Source organism: Myxococcus xanthus (assembly GCF_013116825.1).
GTDB lineage: Bacteria > Myxococcota > Myxococcia > Myxococcales > Myxococcaceae > Myxococcus > Myxococcus xanthus_B.
On record NZ_JABFNS010000026.1, the window covers coordinates 1 to 21,578 of the forward strand.

A 21,578-nucleotide genomic window follows, 5' to 3' on the forward strand; every position below is an offset into this window, starting at 1 on the left:
CCTTCATGGCGGCCCGCTGTTTCTCGCCCGGTGCGTCATCGCCACCTTGGCGGCATGGGGGACCTCTTCCAGCTCTTCGCCGTCTCCGCCGTGGTGATGGGCGTGTCGCAGACGCTGTCCCGAGAGCGCATCTTCGCGCCGCTGCGCGCACGGCTGGGGGGCAAGGAATCGTGGCTGGGCTACCTGGTGTCGTGCCCCTATTGCGTGTCGCACTACGTGGCCTTCGTCCTGGTGCCGCTCACGGGGACGAACGTCATTCGGGTGACCGTGGGAGGCTGGCTCGGTTACGCGCTCAGCTGGGTGCTGTCCACGCTGCTCATCACGGTCATCGCGGCATTCTTCCGGGTGGTGTTCTGGTTCGTGGATGAGACGCAGGGCCTGGTGAAGCGCCGCCAGCGGACGGAAGAGGAGGAGACGGCCACGATGCGCCTCCATCGCGAGCAGGCGGAGCAGACGTTGAACCACCACGACCCCGAAACGCGTGAGCCCTCACCGCCCGTGCCGCATTGACGTGGCATGTCGCGTGTCGACGACGAGCTGCCGGTACTGTCGCGGGCTCAGCCCCGTCACCTGTTTGAACTGGCGAGACAGCGCGCTCTGGTCACAGAAGCCCACCGCCAGGGCGATGGCGGATATGGGCTGCGCATCCTCCACCAGCCGCTCCGCCGCCGCGTCGATGCGAGTCTTCATGATGAACTGCCCGGCGGATAGTTGGAAGATGCGCTGCATCCGCCGCTCGAACTGCGCCGCGGACATCCCCGCCCGCCGCGCCAGCGAGTCGATGCGCAGCCGCTCTCCATAGTTCGCCTGGATGTAATCAATGGTCCCCGCGAAGCGCTCGTCCACCAGGCCCGCGCGCCCCGGCTCGTGCACGTCCTTGGACAGACACGCCAGCCCCATCACCTCGCCCGTGGCATCGAACAGCGGCACCTTGCTCGTCAGACACCAGCCCGGCTTGCGGTTGTTGAACAACGTCAGGTCCAGGTTGTCCACGAGCGCGCGCCCCGTCCGGAACACCTGCTCGTCCTGTCGCACGTACCGGTCCGCCATGTGTTGGGGGAACAGCTCGTGCGCCGTGTGCCCCACCGCCGCCGCCTTGTTCTTCAGGCCACAGCGCTCCGCGCACGCCTCGCTGATGCACACGTAGCGCCCCCGGATGTCCTTCACCGAAAAGACGATGTCCGGCGCCCGGTCGAACAGCTCCTCCGCGAACAGCGGATTCGCCACCCGCCCCATGAAGCCCATCCGCCAGTGCTCCAAGGTTTCACGCGTTTTGGTGGTTTCCATTCGTCCCCACATGGGAAAGACACAAGAATGTCACACGTTCTCACGAATACCTTGAACACCGCGTGAAACCCACGTCGGTGTCACTCGGAACGGACGACACCGTGCGGCAAGCCCCCCCCCATCCGAGGAGCACGAAGCCATGCGCAGTCCAATCCCAGATTGGTGTCGCTGTCACATCGTCCTCGTCATCTGTTGTCTCGCCCTGTTCGCACCCGGAGCGGACGCGCGCCCCGGAGGTCCTCTCCCGGCCGAGCCTGCTCAGCGCGTCCATGGACTGGAGCACGCGCACCAACGCATCCAACCCGACGAGCGGCAGCCGGATGTCCCCCCAGAGCAGCTGCGTCAGGCCCTCACCCCACCGGCACCGAAGCGCCTTCTGCTGGCGTGTGACACGGCGGCCTTCGGGGCCGCCACCGGCGCGGCGCTCGTCACGCTGGTGAAGGGCTCCTCGACGGAGTGCATCAACACGCTGTTCAGCGTCACGGGCACGCTCGCCCGTCAGGTGTTCATCGAGAGCAAGATGGTCACCATCGCCAACGCGCTCACCTCCAGCGCGCAAGGCTACGGGGGAAACAACAACGGCCAGACGCTCCAGCTCATCATGTTCCTGCGTGCGGGGTACTACGTGCAGTACTACGCCCCGGACGTCGTGGGCAGCTACGGCGCGGCGCTGGTCAACGCCATCCGTCCGGCACTGGCCGCCTTCGTGGCCAACAGCCACTTCCGGGACGTCAACGACGACCACGGCGCGGTGCTGCGGGAGTTCGTCACGCTCATCGACAGCGCGGGGGAGAACGCGCGGCACCTGGGCACCTTCAAGGGCTTGCTGGACCGCTTCGACAATACCGCCCTGGCCTCCTGGTACATGCGCAGCGCCACCAACAACGTCTTCGTCGGACTGTTCCGCGGTCACTACAACAGCGACTTCGTGGCGGCCGTGCAGCAGGACGCGTCCATCATCGACTCGCTGGACTCCTTCGGCCTGCGCACCGAGCACCTGCTGGGCACCGACAACCAGTACCTCTCCGTCAACGCGGCCCGCGAGCTGTCCCGTTTCCTCCAGTACCCGGGGACGTTGCAGACGAAGACACGCCCCAAGGCGAAGGCGCTCATCACCAGCCACTCGATGACGGGCCCCACCGCGGGCGTCTGGGTGGGTGCCGCGGAGATGGCCGACTACTACGACGGCGCCAACTGCGCGTACTACGGCATCTGCGACTTCCGGCGGGCGCTGGAGCAGGCGGTGCTCCGCGTGACGCACAACTGCGGCGCCACGCTGCGCATGCGCGCCCAGGAGATGACGGCCACGCAGCTTGCGCAGAGCTGCGACCAGCTCGCCACGCAGGAGTCCTACTTCCACGACAAGCTGAAGACGGGTCGCCTGCCCGTCGCCAGTGACAACAACACGTCGCTGGAGATGGTCATCTTCGACAGCAGCCTGGACTACCAGACGTATGCCGGCGCGCTGTTCGGCATCGACACGAACAACGGCGGCATGTACCTGGAGGGAGACCCGGCGGCGTCCGGCAATCAGGCCCGCTTCATCGCCTACGAGGCGGAGTGGGTTCGGCCCGCGTTCGAAATCTGGAACCTGCGCCACGAGTACGTCCACTACCTGGATGGCCGCTTCAACATGAAGGGCGACTTCGGCGACAGCATCAGCCAGCCCACCATCTGGTGGATTGAAGGGCTGGGGGAGTACGTCTCCAAGAAGGAGGACAACGCGTCCGCGGTGGAGCTGGGCACCAGCAAGCGCTTCCAGCTCAGCCAGATTCTGCGCAACGACTACAACAGTGGCACCGAGCGCGTGTACTCCTGGGGCTACCTCGCGGTGCGCTTCATGTTCGAGCGCCACCCGGCGCAGGTGGACACCTTCGTCGGCCAGTTCCGCGCGGGGAACTACAGCGGGTATCGCACGTCGCTGGACAGCCTGGACTCGGCGAACGACGCGGAGTTTCACCAGTGGATTGACTGCGTCTCCACCGCGACCGACCCGAGCACCTGCGCGAATCCGGGCCCGGGGCCTGGCACCGGCACGCCATGCACGGGCGCGGACACCCGGATGCTGGACAACGGCTGCTACCGGGGCCCGCTGGCCGGCAACGACATCCAGTACTTCTACCTCTGGGTGCCCGCTGGCGCGCGCAACCTGCGCTTCCAGATGAGCGGCGGCACGGGCAACGCGGACCTCTACATCCGCGCCAATCAGTGGCCGTCAACGACGGCGTATGACTCCCGGCCGTATCTGGCCGGCAACGACGAGGTGGTGGACATCCCCTCGCCGCTGACCGGCGTCTACTACTACGCCATGGTGAGGGCCCGCGCGGCGTTCGCGGGCGTGAAGCTGGAGGCCCGCTTCGACGCGACGCCGTGAAGCCCGGGAGTGACTCCCGGGTGAAGACAGGGCACCTGGGAGTCACTCCTGCTTCAGTACCCCCTCCACCGTGCGCCACAGGTTCAGGGGATTTTCATCGCGCAGCTCCGGTGGGAGCAGCGCGTCCGGCACATCCTGGAAGCACACCGGCCGCACGAAGCGGCGGATGGCGCCTGTGCCCACGGCGGTGAAGCGGCCATCCGAGCTGGCCGGAAAGGGACCGCCATGCACCATGGCCGGGCAGACCTCCACGCCCGTGGGGACACCATTCATCAGCACGCGCCCCACGCGGTCCGACAGCGTGGGGAGCAGCTCGGCGGCCAGCGCCGTGTCTCCCGCATCCATCATCACTGTCGCGGTGAGCTGGCCCTCCAGGCTGGAGGCCACGCGCACCAGCTCCGCCGCGTCACGCGCCACCGTCAGCACCGCGCAGCTTCCGAACACCTCTTCCGTGAGCGCGCGCTCGGCGAGCACCACGCGGGCCTCCGCCTCGAACAGCGCGGCAGCGCCCAGCGCGGCCTTCGACTCACCCCGTGCACAGGTCCGCGTGTCCGTGCGAGCGGCGAGACGGCTCACGCCCTCGCGAAAGCGCTCGGCGATGGCGGGCGTCAACATGGGCGCGGCCGAGGCGGCCCCCAGCTTCTCCGCGAGCCGCGCGCGGAAGGCGTCGTACCCCGGACCCTCCACCGCCACGAGCAGGCCAGGCGAGGTGCAGAACTGGCCCGCGCCCTGGAGGATGGACGTGGCCAGCGCGTCCGCCATCGCCTGGGGACGGGCGGCCAGCGCCTCCGGCAGGAGGAAGATGGGGTTGATGGAGCCCATCTCCGCGAAGACGGGAATGGGGACAGGCCGCGCGGCGGCCAGCGCCATCAGCGCGCGTCCTCCGCCGCGCGAGCCCGTGAAGCCGACGGCGCGGATGGCGGGGTGACTCACGAGCGAGGCGCCCACCTCCGTGCCCGCGTCGAACAGGAGCGAGAACACGCCTTCGTGCAGTCCACACGCCGCCACGGCCGCGCGGATGGCCAGGCCCGCGCGCTCTGACGTCGCGGGGTGCGCGGGATGGGCCTTGGCGACGACGGGACAGCCCGCGGCCAGCGCGGACGCGGTGTCACCTCCGGCGACGGAGAACGCGAGCGGGAAGTTGCTCGCGCCGAACACGGCCACCGGCCCCACCGGGCGCAGCACGGAGCGCAGGTCCGGACGCGGCAAGGGACGGCGCTCGGGCAGGGCCCGGTCGATGCGCGCATCCACCCAGCTGCCTTCCTCCAGCAGCCGAGCGAACTGACGGAACTGTCCGGCCGCGCGGCCCAGCTCTCCCTGGATGCGCGCGGGGGGAAGTCCGGTCTCCTTGGGCGTCACGGCGAGGAAGTCCGCCTCCGCCGCGAGGAGCGCCTCGGCGATGTGCTCCAGGAACACGGCGCGCTGACGCGAGGGCAGCGCCGCGAGCGTGGGGGCGGCCTGCTCCGCGAGCACGCAGGCCCGCTCCACCTCCTGGGGCCGCGCGCCGTGGAAGCAAGGCTCGAGCGCCACGCCCTCCGCGGGGTTCCAGCCGGTGAACGTCGGCCCACCGGGCTCGCCGCGTCCGGCGCCAATCAAGGACAGTCCCATCCAGCTCATGTGGCGACCTCACTCCGGGAGGGGCCCATCGCCCCTCCCGCTTCGATACAGGGCACTTCGCGACGGGGCACTACAACGCGGGCCGGTTCGCCAGGGCCTCGCGCAGCACGCGCAGGCACTCCTCGCGCTCGGCACCCGCCAGCTCCAGCCGAGGCCCGCGCACCCGCTCGTGGCCCCAGCCGACTTCCTGCTGGACCAGCTTGATGAGCTGGATGAACTTGGTGACGGTGTCCAGTCGCAAGAGCGGCAGGAACCAGCGGTACAGCTCGAAAGCGGCCTGCTTCTTTCCGGCGAGGGCCAGCTCGAGCAGTCGCACGGACTCGGCGGGGAACGCATTGACCAGCCCCGCCACCCAGAAGCGCGCGCCCGCGTCCACGCCCTCGACGAGGCAGTCGTCCACGCCCACGCCCACGGCCAGCCGGTCTCCCAGGAGGGCGCGAATGGCGGTGACGCGACGGACGTCGGTGGAGGACTCCTTCACGGCGACCGCGTTGTCATGCTCGGCGGCCAGCTCCGCGAGGTGGGCGGGGGTGAAGTCCGTCTTGTAGGCGACGGGGTTGTTGTAGAGCAGGCACGGCAGCTTCGTGGCGCGCAGGACGGCGGAGATGTGGGCCTTCATCTCGCGCCAGTCGCTGGAATAGACATAGGGGGGCAACACCATCATTCCGGCGCAGCCCGCCTCCTCCGCGGCGCGAGCCAACCGCACGGCCTCCGCCGTGGACAGGGCGGCGATGCCCGGGATGACGGGCACCTTCACCGCGTCCACGCACGTGCGCATCACCGCGACCTTCTCCTCCTGGCTCAGCGTCGCGCCCTCGCCCAGTGAGCCGCAGGGGATGATGCCGGTGCAGCCCTGCGACACCAGCCAGCGCACGTGTGAACGCACCATGCCGTGGTCGACGGACAGGTCCGTATTGAAGGGGGTGGTGATGGCGGGGAGGACACCAGTCCAGAGGTTCATGACTCTCTCGTGTGGGTAGAGGAAACGTCCGAGGGAATGCGCAAGCTGCCGATGCGCGCGGGAAGACACGGTGGGCGCACGTCTTCGCCCGGCCAGCCGAAGAGGGTTTGCGCCGCCGTGCCGCAGGTGCGGCCCTGACAGGCGCCCATGCCCAGCCGCGCGTACAGCCGGGCCTCGCGCAGGTTCTGACAGCCCTCCAGCGCGGACATGGGCACGTCCTCGCAGCGGCACAGCAGCGTGTCGGGTGTGGCCAGCCGTCGCAGCTCCGCGCGTGGCGCGTCATGCCGCGCGAGCTGGGCGGCGAACGCGCGGACGCGATGCCAGGCGCGCTCCAACTCGACGGGGATGGGGTGCTCCGCGGCGACGAGTCCAGCCAGCTCTCCGGTGACGAGCGCCTGGTCCACGCCGCCGATGCCGAGCAACTCGCCCACGGCGTGGACCTTGGGGACTCGCGTCTCCAGGCGCTCGTTCACGACCACCGCGCCGGCCGACGTCTCACAGCCCAGCAGCCGGGCCACTTCCAGATTGGGCACGAGCCCGTAGGCCGCGCCCAGGTAGTCGCACCGCAGCTGTTCCTCGCGACCGCGCACGGACAGGCGGACCGACTCCACCCGGCCCTCGCCTTCGGCGGCGATGACCCAGGCGTCCGTGGACGTAGGCACGCGGATGAGCGCCGCGGACATCCAGGCGCCTTGGAGCAGCCTGGCCGGGTGTCGCCAGAGCTGGAGGGCGAAGCCCCAGTGGCTCGCGGCGGAGGCCTGCTCGGCCATGTAGAGGACCTCGCCACCGTGGGCGTGAATCGTCGCGGCGGCGGCGAGCAGCAGCGGGCCCGTGCCGGCGAGCACCACGCGCTTGCCGCGAATGGGGAGGCCATCCTTGACGAGCACCTGGAGGCCGCTGACGCCCAGCACGCCTGGCAGTGTCCAACCGGGGAACGGGAGGAAGCGCTCCCGTGCGCCGGTGGCGAGCACCGCGCGGCTGTAGCGCACCGCGAACGAGGAGGCGCCCTCTTCGACCAGGAGCACTCCCGGCTCGGGCGCGGCGACGACGCGGGCGCCTGGACGAAAGCGAGCGCCCGACGCGGCGAAGCGGGTGAACCACCGGCGCGCGAGGCGATTCGCGCCCTTTCGGGCCTCGCCTCTCCAGACCTGTCCACCGGGCTCGGGCTGGGCGTCGAGGACGAGCACATCCAGCCCCACCTCGGCCGCACGGCAAGCGGCGGCGAGTCCTCCAGGTCCAGCGCCGACGACCACGAGGTCACAGGCCTCACGCATCGGTCACCACCTCCTGGTCCTCACGGCACGGCGTCAGACACATGAGGACCTCGGGAACGCCATCGATGGTGGCTCGGCACTCGAAGCAGACACCCATTCCGCAGAGGGGCCCGCGGGGGCGCCCGCTCAAGTCGGCGCGACTGACGAAGCGGTCCGTCATCGCCAGCGCTGCCGCGACGGACGTTCCCACCGGCACCGTGACCGCATGTCTGTTGATGCGCAGGGTGACGCGCGGGGTGGCCTTCGACGCGGGCTCATGCATGAGCGACCTCCCGTGCGGACACCGTCAGGAAGCGCGCGGGTGAATACGGACGCGCATCGATGGCGCTGGTGCGCCCGAGCAGCTGGTCCGCTACCAGACGCGCGCTGCCCGTGGCGGTGGTGATGCCGAGCCCCTCATGGCCACAAGCCAGCCAGAGCCACGGCTTCTCCGGATGAGGCCCCAGCAAGGGCAGGCCATCGGGTGTCGCCGGACGCAGCCCTGTCCAGACGCGCAGTGCCTGCAAGCCATCGAGCCCCGGAAGGAACCTGGCTGCGCGCTTCAGCATGCGCTCCAGGAGCGCCGCGTCCACCTCGCGCGTCGCATCGCCCGGCTGTCGCGACGAGCCCAGGAGGAGCTGCCCCGTGACACGCGGCTGGGCATTGAACGCCACGGAGGCGCCGTCCGTGCCGTGCGCGCTCTTGAGGTAGCCCAGCTCCACCAGTTGGTGATGCACCACGGGCGCCCCTCGCCGGGTGATGAGCAGGTGTCCCTTGCGCGGAGAGATGGGCAGCCCAGGGCAGAGCGCGGGACTGGCCACGCCCGCCGCGAGCACGATGTGCCGTGCGGTCAGCACCTCCCCATGGGAGAGCACGACGCTCCCCGGGCGCAGCTCCCGAACCGGACACCCCGTCATCAGCCGCGCACCTCGCGCCTGGGCACGCAGCGCGAAGGTCCGCGCGGCGAGCGGCGGATACAGCACGGCATCATCCACGACACGCAGCGCCCCCACGAGTCCCGGAGCAAGCGCGGGCTCGGCCTCATGGAGCGCCGCGCTGTCGAGCACCTCGGCACGGACACCCGCGGCGCGGTAGTTGGCCACCTTCGAGGAGACCGCGGCCATCTCCTCGTCATCGGCGGCGAGCCAGAGGGTGCCACACGCGTCGTACTCCACCGCGCGAGGCAGTCCATCCGCGAGCTCACGCCACAGCGACACGGACCACGACGTCAGCGCGAGCTCCGCCGCGTTGTCATCCATGGCCACCAGGTGGCCCATGCCGCACGCCGTCGTCCCCGCTCCGATGGACCGCGCTTCGACGAGCGCCACCGACACGCCGTCGGCGCTGAGCACATCCGCGAGCGCCGCGCCGACGATGCCACCGCCGACGATGACGCAGTCGAAGGCGCTCATCCGATGCCCCAGGCAAAGGGGTCCGTCGGGTCCACCAGCAACGTGGCCTCCGCGTTGACGGACGCGGTGCCGGTGATGGTGGGCAGGATGCGCGCACCGTCACGGACGTAGCGCGCCTCGAAGTGACTGCCGAGGATGCTCTCCTGCACCCACGTCGCGCCTTCCTCGAGAACACCGTCGGCGGCCAGGCACGCGACCTTCGCGCTCGTCCCGGTGCCACACGGCGAGCGGTCATAGGCCAGCCCTGGGCAGAGCACGAAGTTGCGAGCATCCACCCCTGGCGTCGGAGAGGGGGCGTACAGCTCGACGTGGTCGATCTCCGCGCCGTCCTCTCCGGTGATGCCCTGCTCCGAGAGCGACTGCTTGATGGCGGAGGTGTACGCCAGGAGCGCGGAGGTCCGCGACAGCTCCAGCGGCAGGTGCGTGACGCGGGAGAGGAAGAACCAGTTGCCGCCCCAGGCGATGTCGCCGCGCACCTCGCCATGTCCCGGCACGGACACCGCCACGTCATGCGCCCACCGGTAGCTCGGAACATTGGCGATGCTGACGCGCCCATCCGGATGCAGCGTGGCCTTCACCACGCCCACGGGAGTCTCCAGCGAGTGGACGCCAGGACCGATGCGCCCCAGGTACTCCAGCGTCTTCACCACGCCGATGGTCCCGTGGCCGCACATCCCGAGGTAGCCGACGTTGTTGAAGAAGATGATGCCGGCGACGCTCGACGCCCTGACAGGCGGACACAGCAGCGCGCCCACCATGACGTCGGACCCACGGGGCTCGCAGACGATGGCCTTGCGAAAGGCGTCGAACTCCTCACGGAAGCGCTCACGCAGGCTCGCCAGGTCGCCCGCTCCCAGCTCCGGGCCTCCGTCCGTCACCACGCGCGTGGGCTCGCCCCCGGTATGACTGTCGATGACACGAATGCGCCGCATGCGAACCGCTCCCGCCATCCGGGCCTCCCATGCGCCACCCTAGGAGGCCCGAGGCGCGGTTTCTTGGGAGATTCGTCCGCGCTCGCGAGGCAATCACGCAAATGCGCCAGCGAGCAGCCTCCACCTCAGGGGGACCCACGCGCCCGAGGGGAGGTGCCGATGGTCGGGGCTCACCACAGGCCCTGCTGGCGCAGCAGCTCCGCCAGCGGGTGCGCGCCCAGCCCGTGCGCGTCGAAGAGCCGGCCCGCGACCTCGTGTGTGGGATTCTTCCACGCGATGCGCTCCGGCCCGTCCTCTCGCGTGTTGCCACACAGCAGGAGCGACGCCCTCAGCGCCTCGGCGGACGGAAACAGCGTGTGCTCGAAGAGGAGCGGATTCTGGCTGGTGAGGAACACCTGCCGCGCGCCCATCTCCCGCATGCTCGCCTCCACCCAACGCGGATGCAGCCCATTGCCCAGCTCGTCCGCGATCGCGAAGTCCTCGTTCACGTCCAGGTAATAGAGCAGTGACAGCAGCCGCTTCTGCCCGAAGCCCAACGCCTCGTGGTTCAGCACCCGGCCATCGCGCCGCGTGAACTCGAAGCCAAAGCCCCCAAAGCCCACGCGCCCGCCGTTCTCGAACGACCGCTTCTCCAGCACCTCCACGCGGAAGCGGCCCGCCTCAAAGCCCGCCAGCGCCACGAACTTCGCCAGGAAGCTGCCTTCGCGCGCGTCGTGCGTCAGCTCCAGCACGTCCGTAACGGACGGCTGCTCCATCTGCTCACGCAGCCACCCCGGCATCCACGTGGGCAATGCCATCAACCCCAGCGGGAACACTTCGCCGTCCCGCACCTCCATGGCGTAGCGGATGGCGCCGATGCGTTCGAACATCCCCAGCGCTTCATCGAAGCGCTGGGGCGCCAGCAGGAACGTGCGGCGCAGCAGCTCCTTGAGCCGCTCCTTCATCTCCGCGTCGATGTACTGCGCCGTCATGAAAAGCAGCGTCCACACCGACCGGTCCAGCAGCGACCAGTGCATGCTCCGCGACCACACGGCCTCGCCGTCCACCTTGCAGTCCATGCCCGCCGCGTCCGCACGCATCACCAACCTGGCCGACGGCGAATGGAACTGCACGTCCACTTCGATGCGCGGGTGCAGCGAGGAATCCAGCGCGGGCGTGCGCAGCGGCATCAGCGCGGAGCCCTTTCTCGGCGGTGCCTCCGTGTCCGGCGCCGGCGCGTTCTCCTCGTTCCGGACGAAGACGTGCAGCTTCATGCCCGGAAACGCCAGGTCGTACTCCAGCGCGAACGGCTCATGGATGAGGCCGGAGAAGTCCGAGCCGAGCACCGTGGAGATGAGCTCCAGCAGCGTCGTCCTGCCGGTGCCGTTCTCCCCCAGCACCAGATTGTACGACGGGCTGAACACCAGCGAGGTGCCAGGGATGACGTTCCGGTAGTGATGGACCTCGAGCCGCGTGAGCTTCATGGGTCTCCTCGGCGCGCAGCATGGCCAGTGTGGGCGCGCGGGGGAACCGCGCAATGTCACGGAATGTCCACCTCCTTTCGTGTGTAGAGGGCGCCCGAGCCCCTCCCTGGACGCTCGCCGCATGACGCGGTGCAGGCCAAGGTGGAACGTGAGGTGGAGCGAGACCTCGTCTATACACTCCGCCGGCTCTGCGACCCCTCCGGGTCGGAAAGGACGAAGTGAGGACGATGAAGAATCAGCTTCTCAGCTGTATGGCCTCCGCGCTCATGACCCTGTCGGCGATGCCCGCGCTGGCTCAACTCAAGCTGCCGGCCGCCAGCCCCGCGGCGAAGGTGACGCAGGAGGTGGGCGTCTCCGAGATTTCCGTCGAATATTCCAGCCCGGCGGTGAAGGGCCGGAAGGTCTGGGGCGAGCTGGTCCCCAATGACAAGGCGTGGCGCAGCGGCGCCAACTCGGCGACGAAGATTACCTTCAGCCACCCTGTCACCTTCGGCGGCAAGGCCGTTCCGGCGGGCTCCTACGCCATCGTCAGCCTGCCCTCGCAGAAGGGTTGGAAGGTGATGCTGAACACGGACCTGGGCCTGTGGCGGGGCGGCGCGCCCTACGACACCTCCAAGGACGTGGCCTCGGTGAGCGCCACCACCACGGAGATTCCGTCGCGTGAGCGCCTGACGTACCTCTTCACCGACACCACGGACAACAGCACGCGGCTGGACCTGGAGTGGGAGAAGCTGCGCGTCTCCGTGCCCATCACGGTGGACACGGCGGCCATCGCGAAGGCCAACATCGAGCAGGCGCAGAAGAGCACGGCCATGATGCACGCGAGCGCCGCCTCCTACGTGGCGGAGGCCACCAAGGACTACGCCGCCGCGCTGAAGCACGCCGACGCGGCCGTGGCCGCCAACGCCACCTGGTACAACCACTGGGTTCGCGCGGGCGTCCTGTCGCAGATGGGCAAGTACAGCGAGGCCCGCAAGGCCGCGCAGGCCGCGTGGGACCTGGGGCAGAAGGACAAGAACTTCTTCTACCGTGACCAGGTCTCCAAGGCGCTGGCGGAGTGGAAGAACAAGAAGTAGCCAGCCACTCCCGGGGCTCCTCAGCGACGGAGGGGCCCCGTCAGGAGCCGGCGGTAGAGCGCCTCGTAGCGGTCGATGGCGGGTTCCTTCTGGAAGCGTTCCAGGACCTGCGCCCGCGCGCGGTGTGAGAAGCCCTGCCAACGCTCCGCGTCCTCGACCAATGTGAGCACGTGCCGGGCCATGGCCGGGACGTCACCCAGCGGCGCCAGGAAGCCCGTCTCCCCGTGCGTGACGAGCTCCGGGATTCCGCCCAGGTCGCTGGCCACCACGGGAACGCCGCAGCTGAGCGCTTCCAGCGCGGCGAGCCCGAAGCTCTCCTGCTCGCTGGGGAGCAGGAAGACGTCGGAGGCGGCGACCAGCTCCTCGAAGCGGTCCTGCTTGCCGAGGAACGCGACGCGGCCCTCCAGGCCCATCTCCCGCAGCATCCGCTCCGCGGGCGAGCGCTCTGGACCGTCTCCCACCATCACCAGGCGGCAGGGACGGTGGCGGTGGACCTCGGTGAAGATGGCGACCACGTCGGTGATGCGCTTCACCGGCCGGAAGTTGGAGACGTGGATGAGCACTGGCTCGTGCTCACGCAGGGCCGGGAAGAGCGCGCGCAGGCAGGCGCGGTCTCGCACCGGGGCATAGCGGGCGGTGTCCACGAAGTTGGTGATGACGTCGATGGGGACGCTCTCGGGAATGTCGAAGCCCCGCCACGTCGCGCGGCGCAGGTAGGCCGACGGCACCGTCACCGCGTCGCTTCGCGTGATGGAGAAGCGCGTAATCGGCAGGTAGCTGGGGTCGATTCCCACCAGCGTGGTGTCCGTCCCGTGCAGCGTGGTGACGACTCGCGGCGCCTTGTGGCCCAGCACCTCGCGCGCCATCCACGCGGCGGTGGCGTGGGGCACCGCGTAGTGGACGTGCAGGATGTCCAGGCGCTCGTAGTTGGCGACCTCGATCATCTTGGAGGCCAGCGCGATGGGATAGGTGCCGGACTGCTGGAGCGCCGGATAATCGCTCTCCGTCACCTCGTGGAAGACGACCTTCCGGTTCGCGCCATGGAGGCGGACCGGCAGGTCCCGAGCAATGAAGTGGACGCGGTGGCCCCGTTCCGCCATCGCGAGGCCAATCTCCGTGGCGACCATGCCGCTGCCACCGAAGGTTGGAAAGCAGGTGATGGCCACGTTGAGCGGGGCGTTCATGTGCGTGACGGGAAGAACAGGGGCTTGGCGAAGCTATTCCTGCGAAAGTGGTCGAGCGGGTCGGCCAGTCCCAACGCCTCGCGGAGGATGTAGGGCTCGCCGTGGGTGACGCCAATCTGCGCGCCATGGAAGCGATCCCTGGCTTCCAGCGAGGACACCGACAGCGGTGAGCCCACCAGCGTGGGCGGGGCGTCCGGACGGGGCATCACCTGACTGGCATAGCAGTGCACTGCGGCCAGCTTGCGCTCGTAGACGGCGGAGACGTCGACGATGACGCTGGGTTCGGCCAGGTGCCGCATCGGGTAGTAGAGGACCTGCCGCGGCGTGAAGGGCTCCGCGGCGGGCTCCGCGTCGAACTTGCGCACGCCCGCGAAGAAGAGGGCGCGCGTCACCAGCGCACTGGCGGCCTCGTGGTCCGGGTGTCGCTCCTGCTCCCAGGGCACGACGACCAACTCCGGACGCAGGCGGCGCAGCGCCTCCACCACGCGGGCCACGGCGGCGGTGCGGGCGCGCTCGGGCTCGGGCGTGTCGAAGCCCGCCCACGGATTGAGCCAGCCGTCGGGCAGCTCCAGGTTCTCCCGGTGGGCCAGCCCCAGCGCGCGGGTGGCGGCTTCCGTCTCCTCCGCGCGGGACTGGAGCGTGCCGCGCGAGCTCTTCTCGCCGCGCGTCAGGTCGACGATGCCGGTGCGGTAGCCACGGGTGGCCATGCTCGCCAGCAGCCCGCCGCAGAACAGCTCCACGTCATCCGGGTGTGGGCCAAAGGCGAGGACATCGATGCCGTAGGCGGTGCCGTTCGCGCTCATGGCGTCAGGTCCTTCGAATCACCGGAGAAGGGGACGCACGCGTCCAGCACCGTCTTCGTGAAGGCGCGCGCCCCGATGCGGCAGGCGAAGTAGGGCAGCCCGAGGATCCTCTCCTGGGGCGCGTCCTCCGGGAAGAGGAAGGTGCGCAGGCGGTCCACCTGTTCGGCCGCGGTGGCATCACGCCGGGCGAGCGCGCGGCGGTAGCGGCCCGTCAGCCGGGACACGGCGACACGCACCGTGCCCTGGGTGCGGCGCAGCGCGTCCTGGAGGTTCGCGTCCACCGCCGACACCTGCCCGGCGACGCGCTCCAGCTCGGAGGAGAATGCGCCGAAGAGGCGGGCCTCCAGGGCCTCGGGTGTCTCCAGCGACTCTGGGGCATCCCGCGCGGCCAGCCGCGTGAGCAGCGCGTCGCGCGGCACGTTCACCTCATCCGGCTGGAGCCCCACCTTGCCCAGCCACCGCCGCGTGCGGTCATCGAGCACGCGGAAGCGGGCCCGGGGAATGGCGAGCGGCATCGGACGTCCCGCGTGGGCGTAGAGCGGTGCCAGTTGCGCGAAGTAGGCCAGCTCGCCCGGGCCGCCGACATACGCCGCCGTGGGGAGCCACGTGTCCTGGAGGAGGGGGCGCAGCAGCGCGGACGTGGTGAAGCGCAGCGGCTCTCGCTCCAGGGCGGCATGCAGCGCGTCCTGGGGGATGGCGCTGCTGTCCGGGTGCCCCACCAGACTCCAGGCGCCCGCTTCCGCCGGGTCCAGCCGGTAGCGCGGGCCATCGAGCGCATCGGGCGAGAAGAAGCTGAGCGGCGAGCCCGGACGGACATGGACCTGCACCATGTAGCCCGCGCGGGTGAGCGCCTCCGCTCGGGCCGCGAGCGCCGAGGAGAGGGCCCCCGCTTCCTGGAGGGCGAAGCGGTGCACGGGCGCGGCGAGTGGCGCCAGTCGTGCGTCTCTCGGGTCGAGGAAGACGAGCCCCTCGTCGGCGAAGAGGGAGGACAGGACGTCGGTGAAGGCTCCCGCGAGCGTGGCTTCAGGGCGGTAGGCCCGCTCCAGCAAGGAGAGGAATTCCTCCGCATGGGGTTCTGCTTCCAGCTCGGCGCGGAGGGTGGCCAGGGCGGGGAGGACGCTCGGTCCAAGGTGGCGGTGGGCGATGGGCGCTCGAGACGTTGCTGCATCGGGAAGCTCGAGCGCCAGGCGACAGGGCCCTCCGCCCGGACGTGGGATGACACAGTGGTCAATCTCAGGGAGGTCGTGGTCCTCCGTCTGGAGCCAGAAGACGGGGACACAGGGCCGGCCGGTTTCTTCCCGAAGCGCGCGCGCCGTGATGATGGCGGACGCGGCTTTGTAGAGCGTGTACAGCGGCCCCAGGAAGAGGCCCATCTGCTGCCCCGTCACCACCGCCACGGTGCCAGGCTTCGCGAGCAGCGCGAGGTTGCGCTCCCGCGCGGGACTGGGCGCGAGGCGCGCGTTCTGCGCGCCGAGGACGTCCAGCAACGCGGGCGACACCGCGCGCGACGCGGCGGCGGCCACGGCCCGGGCGCGCGCTTCACGGTGTCGATAGTCGTCGGGAAGGAAGGAGAGCGCGGACGCATCTCCGCGAAGCCACGCGGTCGAGAACGGGGACGTCACGGCATGCCGTGATAACAGGTCGCGGCGGGCGCGCCACCGGAAGTGCGCGCTTGCACGTCATGTGCGGCCGTGACGGCGTGTGTCATCCTGGGGCGAACGCGAGCCGCGCGCAGGGGAGAGGCTTGTTATAGGGTCCGCCCGAATGCGGAACCTGCTCCTCGGAATGACGCTGGCCATGAGCCTTGGAATCGGGTCGAAGGCGGTGGCGCAGCCTCCTCGGCAGCTCCATGCGGGTGAAATCGCGGCGGGCCTGAAGCGGCTCGGGGTGACGGGCAGTGTCCTCTATGTCGCGGCCCACCCGGACGACGAGAACACGCGCTTGCTCGCGTGGCTGGTGGGAGAGCGCGGCCTGCGCGCGGGTTACCTGTCCGTGACGCGCGGCGATGGTGGGCAGAACCTCATCGGCACCGAGCAGGACGCCTTGTTGGGGCTCATCCGCACGCACGAACTGCTCGCCGCGCGGAGCGTGGACGGCGCGGAGCAGTTCTTCACGCGGGCGCGGGACTTCGGCTACTCGAAGAGCGCGGAAGAGGCGCTGCGCATCTGGGGACATGAAGAGGTGCTTGCGGACGTGGTGCTCGCCATCCGCCGCTTCCAGCCAGACGTCATCATCACCCGCTTCACCACGGAGCCGCCGAACCACGGCCACCACACGGCCTCCGCGCTGCTCGCGGCGGAGGCCTTCATCGCCGCCGCCGACCCGAAGCGCTTCCCCGAGCAGCTCTCCGAGGTGAAGCCGTGGAAGGCGGACCGCCTGCTGCAGAACGCCTCCCAATGGTGGTTCAAACCCGATGAGGACCTGTCCCGCTACGTGAAGCTGGAGGTGGGCGGCTACGACGCGCTGCTCGGGCGTTCGTGGGGCGAGGTGGCCGCGGAGAGCCGCAGCCAGCACAAGAGCCAGGGCTTCGGCCAGGCCGTGGACCGAGGCCCCAGTACGGAGTACTTCACTCCGCTGGCGGGGACGCTGCCGAAGCGCGACGTGTTCGAGGGGCTCGACTTCTCCTGGAGGCGTTGGAAGGGCTCCGAGGCCGTGTCCCGCGCGGTGGCCGCCGCGGCGAAGGCGTTCGATGCGCGCGCCCCCCACCGCTCGCTTCCCTCGCTCGTCCGCGTCCACGAGGCGCTGACCGCGCTGCCGGACACCCATCCGTGGAAGGCGCCCAAGCTGCGGGAGACGGAGGCGCTCATCGCCGCCTGCGCGGGTCTGTTCCTGGAGGTGCGTGCCGCCGCGCCCACGGGCATCCCGGGGCTGCCGGTGGCGTTGGACGTGGTGGCGCTGAATCGCTCGCCCGCCGCCGTCGAGTGGGTGGGGCTGACGCTGCCGGGCGAGAAACCCGAGGCCGTGGGGAAGGCGCTGGGGGCGAACGTGCCCTTGAAGCTGTCGCGCATGGTGACGCTGCCGACGACGGCGCCCATCTCCACGCCCTATTGGCTCCGCGAGCCCGTCACGGGAGGGCTCTACACGCTCGAGGGCGAGGACCGCGCGCTCACCGGCCAGCCGGAGGGCGTTCCCGCGCTGTCGGTGGCGTTCGAATACAAAGTCGCGGGCCGGCGCTTCCGCGCGGTGCGTCCGGTGGTCTACGTCTGGACGGACCCGGTGCGCGGCGAGCTCTACCGTGACTTCGAGGTCGTCCCGCCCGTCACCGCCACGCTGGCGCAGGACGTGCTCATGTTCCCCAACGGCGAGTCCCGTGCCGTGCCGGTGGTGCTGGCCGCGGGGATGGACCAGGTGCCGGGCACGGTGCGGATGGTGGCGCCGCCCGGCTGGCGCGTGGAGCCCGCATCGGTGGAGTTCAAGCTCGCGGCGCGCGGAGACGAGCGCACCATCACCTTCCAGGTGACGCCGCCCCGGGGCTCGGCGCGGAAGGGTGACCTCTCCGTGGATGTCGACGTGGGGGACCGCGCCTGGTCCTGGCGTGCCCGTTCCGTGTCCTATCCCCACATCCCGCCGCTGACGGTGCGCCAGCCCTCCACGGCCACGGTGGTGCCGTTCTCCCTGGCGACGAAGGGCAAGCGCATCGGCTACATCCCCGGGCCGGGCGACCGCGTCGCGGAGAGCCTGAGCGCGGTGGGCTACGAGGTGACGCTGCTCCCCGAGGAGCGGCTGGCCCAGGAGAAGCTGGAGCGCTTCGACGCCATCCTCGTGGGCGTGCGCGCCTTCAACGCCAACACGCACCTCACCGTCCACCGGGAGCGGCTGCTCCAGTACGTGGAGGGCGGCGGCCGCTTGGTGGTGCAGTACAACACCAACAGCCGCGTGGGGCCGCTCACGTCCTTCGTAGGCCCCTATCCGCTGGAGATTGGCCGCGACCGGGTGACGGATGAGACGGCGGTGATGACGCCGCTCCGCGCTGATGAGCCGCTGCTGCGCGCGCCCAATGCGCTGACCGCCGCGGACTTCGAGGGCTGGGTGCAGGAGCGCGGCCTCTACTTCGCGTCGTCATGGGACGCTCGCTACCAGCCCGTGTTCGCCATGCACGATGCTGGCGAGGCGCCGCTCCAGGGCGCGCTGCTGGTCGCTCGCCATGGCAAGGGCACGTTCGTCTACACGGGCCTCGCTTTCTTCCGTCAGCTTCCCGCCGGGGTTCCCGGCGCCTACCGCCTGTTGGCCAACATCCTCTCTCAATGAGCACTGCCCCCCATCTGAATCCGAGTGAGCCCTCCGCCGAGGTCCCCGCGCCCCGGCCCGAGCTCGATGACGCGCCGCCGCTGCTGGGCTCGTGGCGCAACATCTACATCCTGGTGCTGGGCACCTTCGTCCTGTTCCTCGCCCTGGGCTGGGTGCTCACGGAGGTGTATTCGTGACGGGGCTCGACTGGTTGGTGCTCGGTGGCACCATCGCGTTCATCGTGGCGTGGGGCCTCTGGAAGTCCCGAGGGACGGCCACCAGCGACGACTACCTGCGCGGCGGCCGTGAGCTGAAGTGGCCCACCATCGGCCTGGCGGTGATGGCCACACAGGCCAGCGCCATCACGTTCCTCTCCGTCCCCGGGCAGGCCTACGAGGACGGGATGCGCTTCGTGCAGTTCTACTTCGGACTGCCGATCGCGATGATCATCATCAGCGCCGTCTTCGTGCCCATCTACTACCGGCTGAATGTCATCACGGCCTATGAGTACCTGGAGTCACGCTTCGACCTGAAGACGCGGCTGTTGGGCGCGTTCCTCTTCCTCATCCAGCGGGGACTCGCGGCCGGCATCACCATCTACGCGCCCGCCATCATCCTCTCCGCCATCCTCGGCTGGCCGCTGGAGCCCACCGTCATCATCATGGGCGCGGTGGTCATCCTCTATACGGTGACGGGTGGGGCGAAGGCGGTGAGTCAGACGCAGAAGCAGCAGATGGTGGTGATGATGGGCGGCATGCTGGTTGCGGCCCTCGTCATCATCTGGCGGCTGCCGGAGCACGTGTCGTTCGGCAAGGCGGTGGACGTCGCGGGCGCCTTCGGCCGGATGAACGTGGTCAGCTTCGACTTCGACATGCAGGACCGCTACAACTTCTGGTCCGGCATCACGGGGGGACTGTTCCTGTCCCTGTCGTACTTCGGCACGGACCAGTCGCAGGTGGGCCGCTATCTCTCCGGCCGCTCCATCTCCGAGAGCCGGCTGGGGCTGCTCTTCAACGGCGTGCTGAAAATCCCGATGCAGTTCCTCATCCTCTTCGTCGGGATTCTCGTCTTCGCCTTCTACCAGTTCAACACGCCGCCGCTGCTCTTCAACGAGGCGCTGCGCACCCGCGTGCAGGGCACGGCGCAGGCGGCCGAGTACGCCGCGCTGGAGTCGAAGTGGGAGCAGGTCCAGTCCGGCAAGCGCGCGGAAGTGGAGCGCTACCTGTCGGCCGTCGATTCAGGCGACGTCGCGGCCGGGGATGCGTCGCGGGCGCTGCTGCAGGGCCGTGCGCAGGAGGCGAGCGCCGTCCGCAAGGAGGCCAAGGACCTGGTGGCCCGCGCGCTGCCGGGCGCGGAGACGAAGGACTCCGACTACATCTTCATCTCCTTCGTGAAGCGTTGGCTGCCCAGCGGCCTGTTCGGCCTGCTCATCGCCGTCATCCTGTCCGCGGCCATGAGCTCCATCGCCAGCGAGCTGACGGCCCTGGGCACGACGACGACGGTGGACTTCTACCGGCGGGTCTTCCAGCGCAACGCTTCTGACCGGCACGTGCTGGTGGCGTCGAAGCTGTTCACCGTGTTCTGGGGCGTCGTCGCGGTGGGCTTCGCGGCCTTCGCGTCGCTCCTGGACAACCTCATCCAGGCGGTGAACATCCTGGGCTCCATCTTCTACGGCACGGTGCTGGGCATCTTCCTGGTGGCTTTCTTCGTGAAACACGTGCGCGGCCATGCCGTGTTCGCTGCGGCCGTCATCTCCCAGGCGACGGTGATTGCCCTCTTCTTCCTCTCCGACGTGGGCTACCTCTGGTTCAACGTCATCGGCTGCGCGCTGGTGGTGGCGCTGAGCCTGGTGATGCAGGCCGTCCTGCCTCGCGGCGAGACGCCGGCCCCGGCGACGGGGGCCTGAGTCCGCGGCATCCAGGGCGGTGAAGGCCGGGAGGTGTCCGTGAAGGGGCGCCGTCCCGGCCTTGAAGTATGCTCGTCCGGGAGAGGGACGGACATGTCTGACGGGAAGAGGCGGCCCGGTCGCCCGGGGCGTTCCGAGGAGCCACGCATCGCCCCGGAAGAGGACGAGGACGCGACGCGGGACATTCCGCTCTTCACGCGCCCCGAGGAGACGCGCATGGGGCCCGTGGAGCCTCGCTTCGAGGAAACGCGCATGGGCCCCGTGGAGTCCTTCACCCAGGAGGAGGACCTGCCCCCCTTGGAGCCTCCCGCGTTGGAGACGCGGATGGGGCCCGTCCCGGACGCGAGGCCCGTCCGGGCGGGGCGCTCACACAGCGCCACCAGCAGCGCGCGGACCGAGCCTCCAGCGCCTGTCATGCCTCCGAAACCTCCCAGGCCGCGCGGCGGCCCGGAGAAGCGCGCCAGCCCGCCCAAGGCCAGTGCGTCCCCCGCCAGCGTGGGCGTGGTGCGGCTGAGTCCGTTGGAGCCCCTGGGCGCGAAGGTGGTGTCCGCGGAGGAGGCTCCCGCGCTGCGGACGATGTTCGCGAACCACTCGGCGCTGCTGGCCGAGCAGCTCCGTGACGCGCTGTCGACGAAGATGTATGGCCGCGGCCCTCACCGGGTGCTGCGCATCGACGAGCCGGAGGGGCCCAGCACCGCGGGCGGGAAGCTGGCGCGGCAGGCCATCTCCCTGGTGCCTCGCAAGGGCGCGGGGGCCTCGCTGACGTGTGGCTGGGTGGACGTGTCCAAGCGCGAGGCCCAGCTCCGCAACTTCGAGGCGGTGGCCAAGCGGTACGCGCTTCACCACGGCGAGCCGCTGGAGATGCAGGCCGAGGAGTACGAGCGCTTCCTCACCGACGTGGAGGCCGTGCTCACCCAGGCCGTCATCAAGGTCCGCGTCATCGTCCCCGAGGAAGCGGGCGCGGTGCGTGTCGCGAGCCCTTCCGCCTCCGCGAAGGGCGTCCCGCCCGTCTGGGCGGGACTGCTGGCCGTGCTGGCCTTCGTGCTGGGCCTGCTCGCGGGGCGGATGGGCTCAGGAGGCTGA

The 21,578-nt window shown here is 69.8% G+C and carries 18 protein-coding genes; 7 read left to right on the plus strand and 11 right to left on the minus strand.

Translation table 11 applies throughout. The annotated features are described in order from the left end of the window. A partial coding sequence (locus HNV26_RS09885; RefSeq protein ID WP_253816399.1) for a hypothetical protein occupies positions 1–510 on the plus strand: 510 nt, incomplete at its 5' end. On the opposite strand, the gene HNV26_RS09890 is transcribed toward HNV26_RS09885, so the two are convergent. Further along, positions 490–1,287: an AraC family transcriptional regulator gene (locus HNV26_RS09890; protein ID WP_253816400.1), complete on the minus strand. Its 798-nt coding sequence runs from the start codon at positions 1,285–1,287 to the stop codon at positions 490–492. The genes HNV26_RS09885 and HNV26_RS09890 overlap by 21 nt on opposite strands. Positions 1,288–1,426: 139 nt before the next feature. Between HNV26_RS09890 and HNV26_RS09895 the strand changes: the two genes are divergently transcribed. Continuing rightward, a complete protein-coding gene (locus HNV26_RS09895) occupies positions 1,427–3,661 on the plus strand; it encodes a M9 family metallopeptidase (protein ID WP_171441331.1) in 2,235 nt (744 codons plus the stop codon). 42 nt (positions 3,662–3,703) lie between these two features. On the opposite strand, the gene HNV26_RS09900 is transcribed toward HNV26_RS09895, so the two are convergent. The 7 genes from HNV26_RS09900 to HNV26_RS09930 all read right to left on the minus strand — a co-directional run bounded on the left by HNV26_RS09900 (position 3,704) and on the right by HNV26_RS09930 (position 11,299). Continuing rightward, positions 3,704–5,278 (minus strand): aldehyde dehydrogenase (NADP(+)), encoded by a 1,575-nt coding sequence (locus tag HNV26_RS09900; protein WP_171441332.1) that lies wholly within the window; start codon positions 5,276–5,278, stop codon positions 3,704–3,706. Between the two features lie 70 nt (positions 5,279–5,348). Continuing rightward, positions 5,349–6,239, minus strand: a complete 891-nt coding sequence (locus HNV26_RS09905; protein WP_171441333.1) for a dihydrodipicolinate synthase family protein — start codon at positions 6,237–6,239, stop codon at positions 5,349–5,351. After that, positions 6,236–7,513 carry an NAD(P)/FAD-dependent oxidoreductase gene (locus HNV26_RS09910; RefSeq protein WP_171441334.1) on the minus strand — a complete coding sequence of 426 codons (1,278 nt, stop codon included), beginning with the start codon at positions 7,511–7,513 and terminating at the stop codon, positions 6,236–6,238. Before HNV26_RS09910 ends, HNV26_RS09905 begins: the two co-directional genes overlap by 4 nt. Next, positions 7,506–7,775: a (2Fe-2S)-binding protein gene (locus tag HNV26_RS09915; protein WP_171441335.1), complete on the minus strand. Its 270-nt coding sequence runs from the start codon at positions 7,773–7,775 to the stop codon at positions 7,506–7,508. The genes HNV26_RS09910 and HNV26_RS09915 overlap by 8 nt, the downstream gene beginning before the upstream one ends. After that, positions 7,768–8,904: an NAD(P)/FAD-dependent oxidoreductase gene (locus HNV26_RS09920; protein WP_171441336.1), complete on the minus strand. Its 1,137-nt coding sequence runs from the start codon at positions 8,902–8,904 to the stop codon at positions 7,768–7,770. The genes HNV26_RS09915 and HNV26_RS09920 overlap by 8 nt, the downstream gene beginning before the upstream one ends. Beyond that, entirely contained in the window at positions 8,901–9,836 is a 936-nt protein-coding gene (locus HNV26_RS09925; RefSeq protein WP_171441337.1) for a 4-hydroxyproline epimerase, read from the minus strand. The genes HNV26_RS09920 and HNV26_RS09925 overlap by 4 nt, the downstream gene beginning before the upstream one ends. A gap of 170 nt (positions 9,837–10,006) precedes the next feature. Continuing rightward, positions 10,007–11,299, minus strand: a complete 1,293-nt coding sequence (locus HNV26_RS09930; RefSeq protein ID WP_171441338.1) for an ATP-binding protein — start codon at positions 11,297–11,299, stop codon at positions 10,007–10,009. 266 nt (positions 11,300–11,565) lie between these two features. Between HNV26_RS09930 and HNV26_RS09935 the strand changes: the two genes are divergently transcribed. After that, positions 11,566–12,375 (plus strand): DUF2911 domain-containing protein, encoded by an 810-nt coding sequence (locus tag HNV26_RS09935; RefSeq protein ID WP_253816401.1) that lies wholly within the window; start codon positions 11,566–11,568, stop codon positions 12,373–12,375. Positions 12,376–12,395: 20 nt separating this feature from the next. Here HNV26_RS09935 and bshA read toward each other — a convergent pair whose 3' ends face one another. Genes bshA through bshC form a run of 3 tightly spaced genes read right to left on the minus strand, consistent with a single transcriptional unit; the run spans position 12,396 to position 15,984 of the window. Continuing rightward, entirely contained in the window at positions 12,396–13,559 is a 1,164-nt protein-coding gene (bshA, locus tag HNV26_RS09940; RefSeq protein WP_171441340.1) for an N-acetyl-alpha-D-glucosaminyl L-malate synthase BshA, read from the minus strand. Then, the gene (bshB1, locus tag HNV26_RS09945) at positions 13,556–14,362 is read right to left on the minus strand and encodes a bacillithiol biosynthesis deacetylase BshB1 (protein ID WP_171441341.1); all 807 of its coding nucleotides are present in this window, start codon (positions 14,360–14,362) and stop codon (positions 13,556–13,558) included. The genes bshA and bshB1 overlap by 4 nt, the downstream gene beginning before the upstream one ends. Further along, positions 14,359–15,984, minus strand: a complete 1,626-nt coding sequence (gene bshC, locus HNV26_RS09950; protein WP_171441342.1) for a bacillithiol biosynthesis cysteine-adding enzyme BshC — start codon at positions 15,982–15,984, stop codon at positions 14,359–14,361. The genes bshB1 and bshC overlap by 4 nt, the downstream gene beginning before the upstream one ends. Before the next feature lie 142 nt (positions 15,985–16,126). Between bshC and HNV26_RS09955 the strand changes: the two genes are divergently transcribed. From HNV26_RS09955 to HNV26_RS09970, 4 genes are all read left to right on the plus strand, one after another. Further along, complete coding sequence (locus tag HNV26_RS09955; RefSeq protein ID WP_171441343.1) at positions 16,127–18,610, plus strand: PIG-L family deacetylase; 2,484 nt, start codon at positions 16,127–16,129, stop codon at positions 18,608–18,610. Then, entirely contained in the window at positions 18,607–18,786 is a 180-nt protein-coding gene (locus HNV26_RS09960) for a hypothetical protein (protein WP_011556135.1), read from the plus strand. Before HNV26_RS09955 ends, HNV26_RS09960 begins: the two co-directional genes overlap by 4 nt. Then, positions 18,783–20,495 (plus strand): sodium:solute symporter family protein, encoded by a 1,713-nt coding sequence (locus HNV26_RS09965; RefSeq protein WP_171441344.1) that lies wholly within the window; start codon positions 18,783–18,785, stop codon positions 20,493–20,495. Before HNV26_RS09960 ends, HNV26_RS09965 begins: the two co-directional genes overlap by 4 nt. A gap of 93 nt (positions 20,496–20,588) precedes the next feature. Continuing rightward, positions 20,589–21,578, plus strand: a complete 990-nt coding sequence (locus HNV26_RS09970) for a hypothetical protein (RefSeq protein ID WP_171441345.1) — start codon at positions 20,589–20,591, stop codon at positions 21,576–21,578.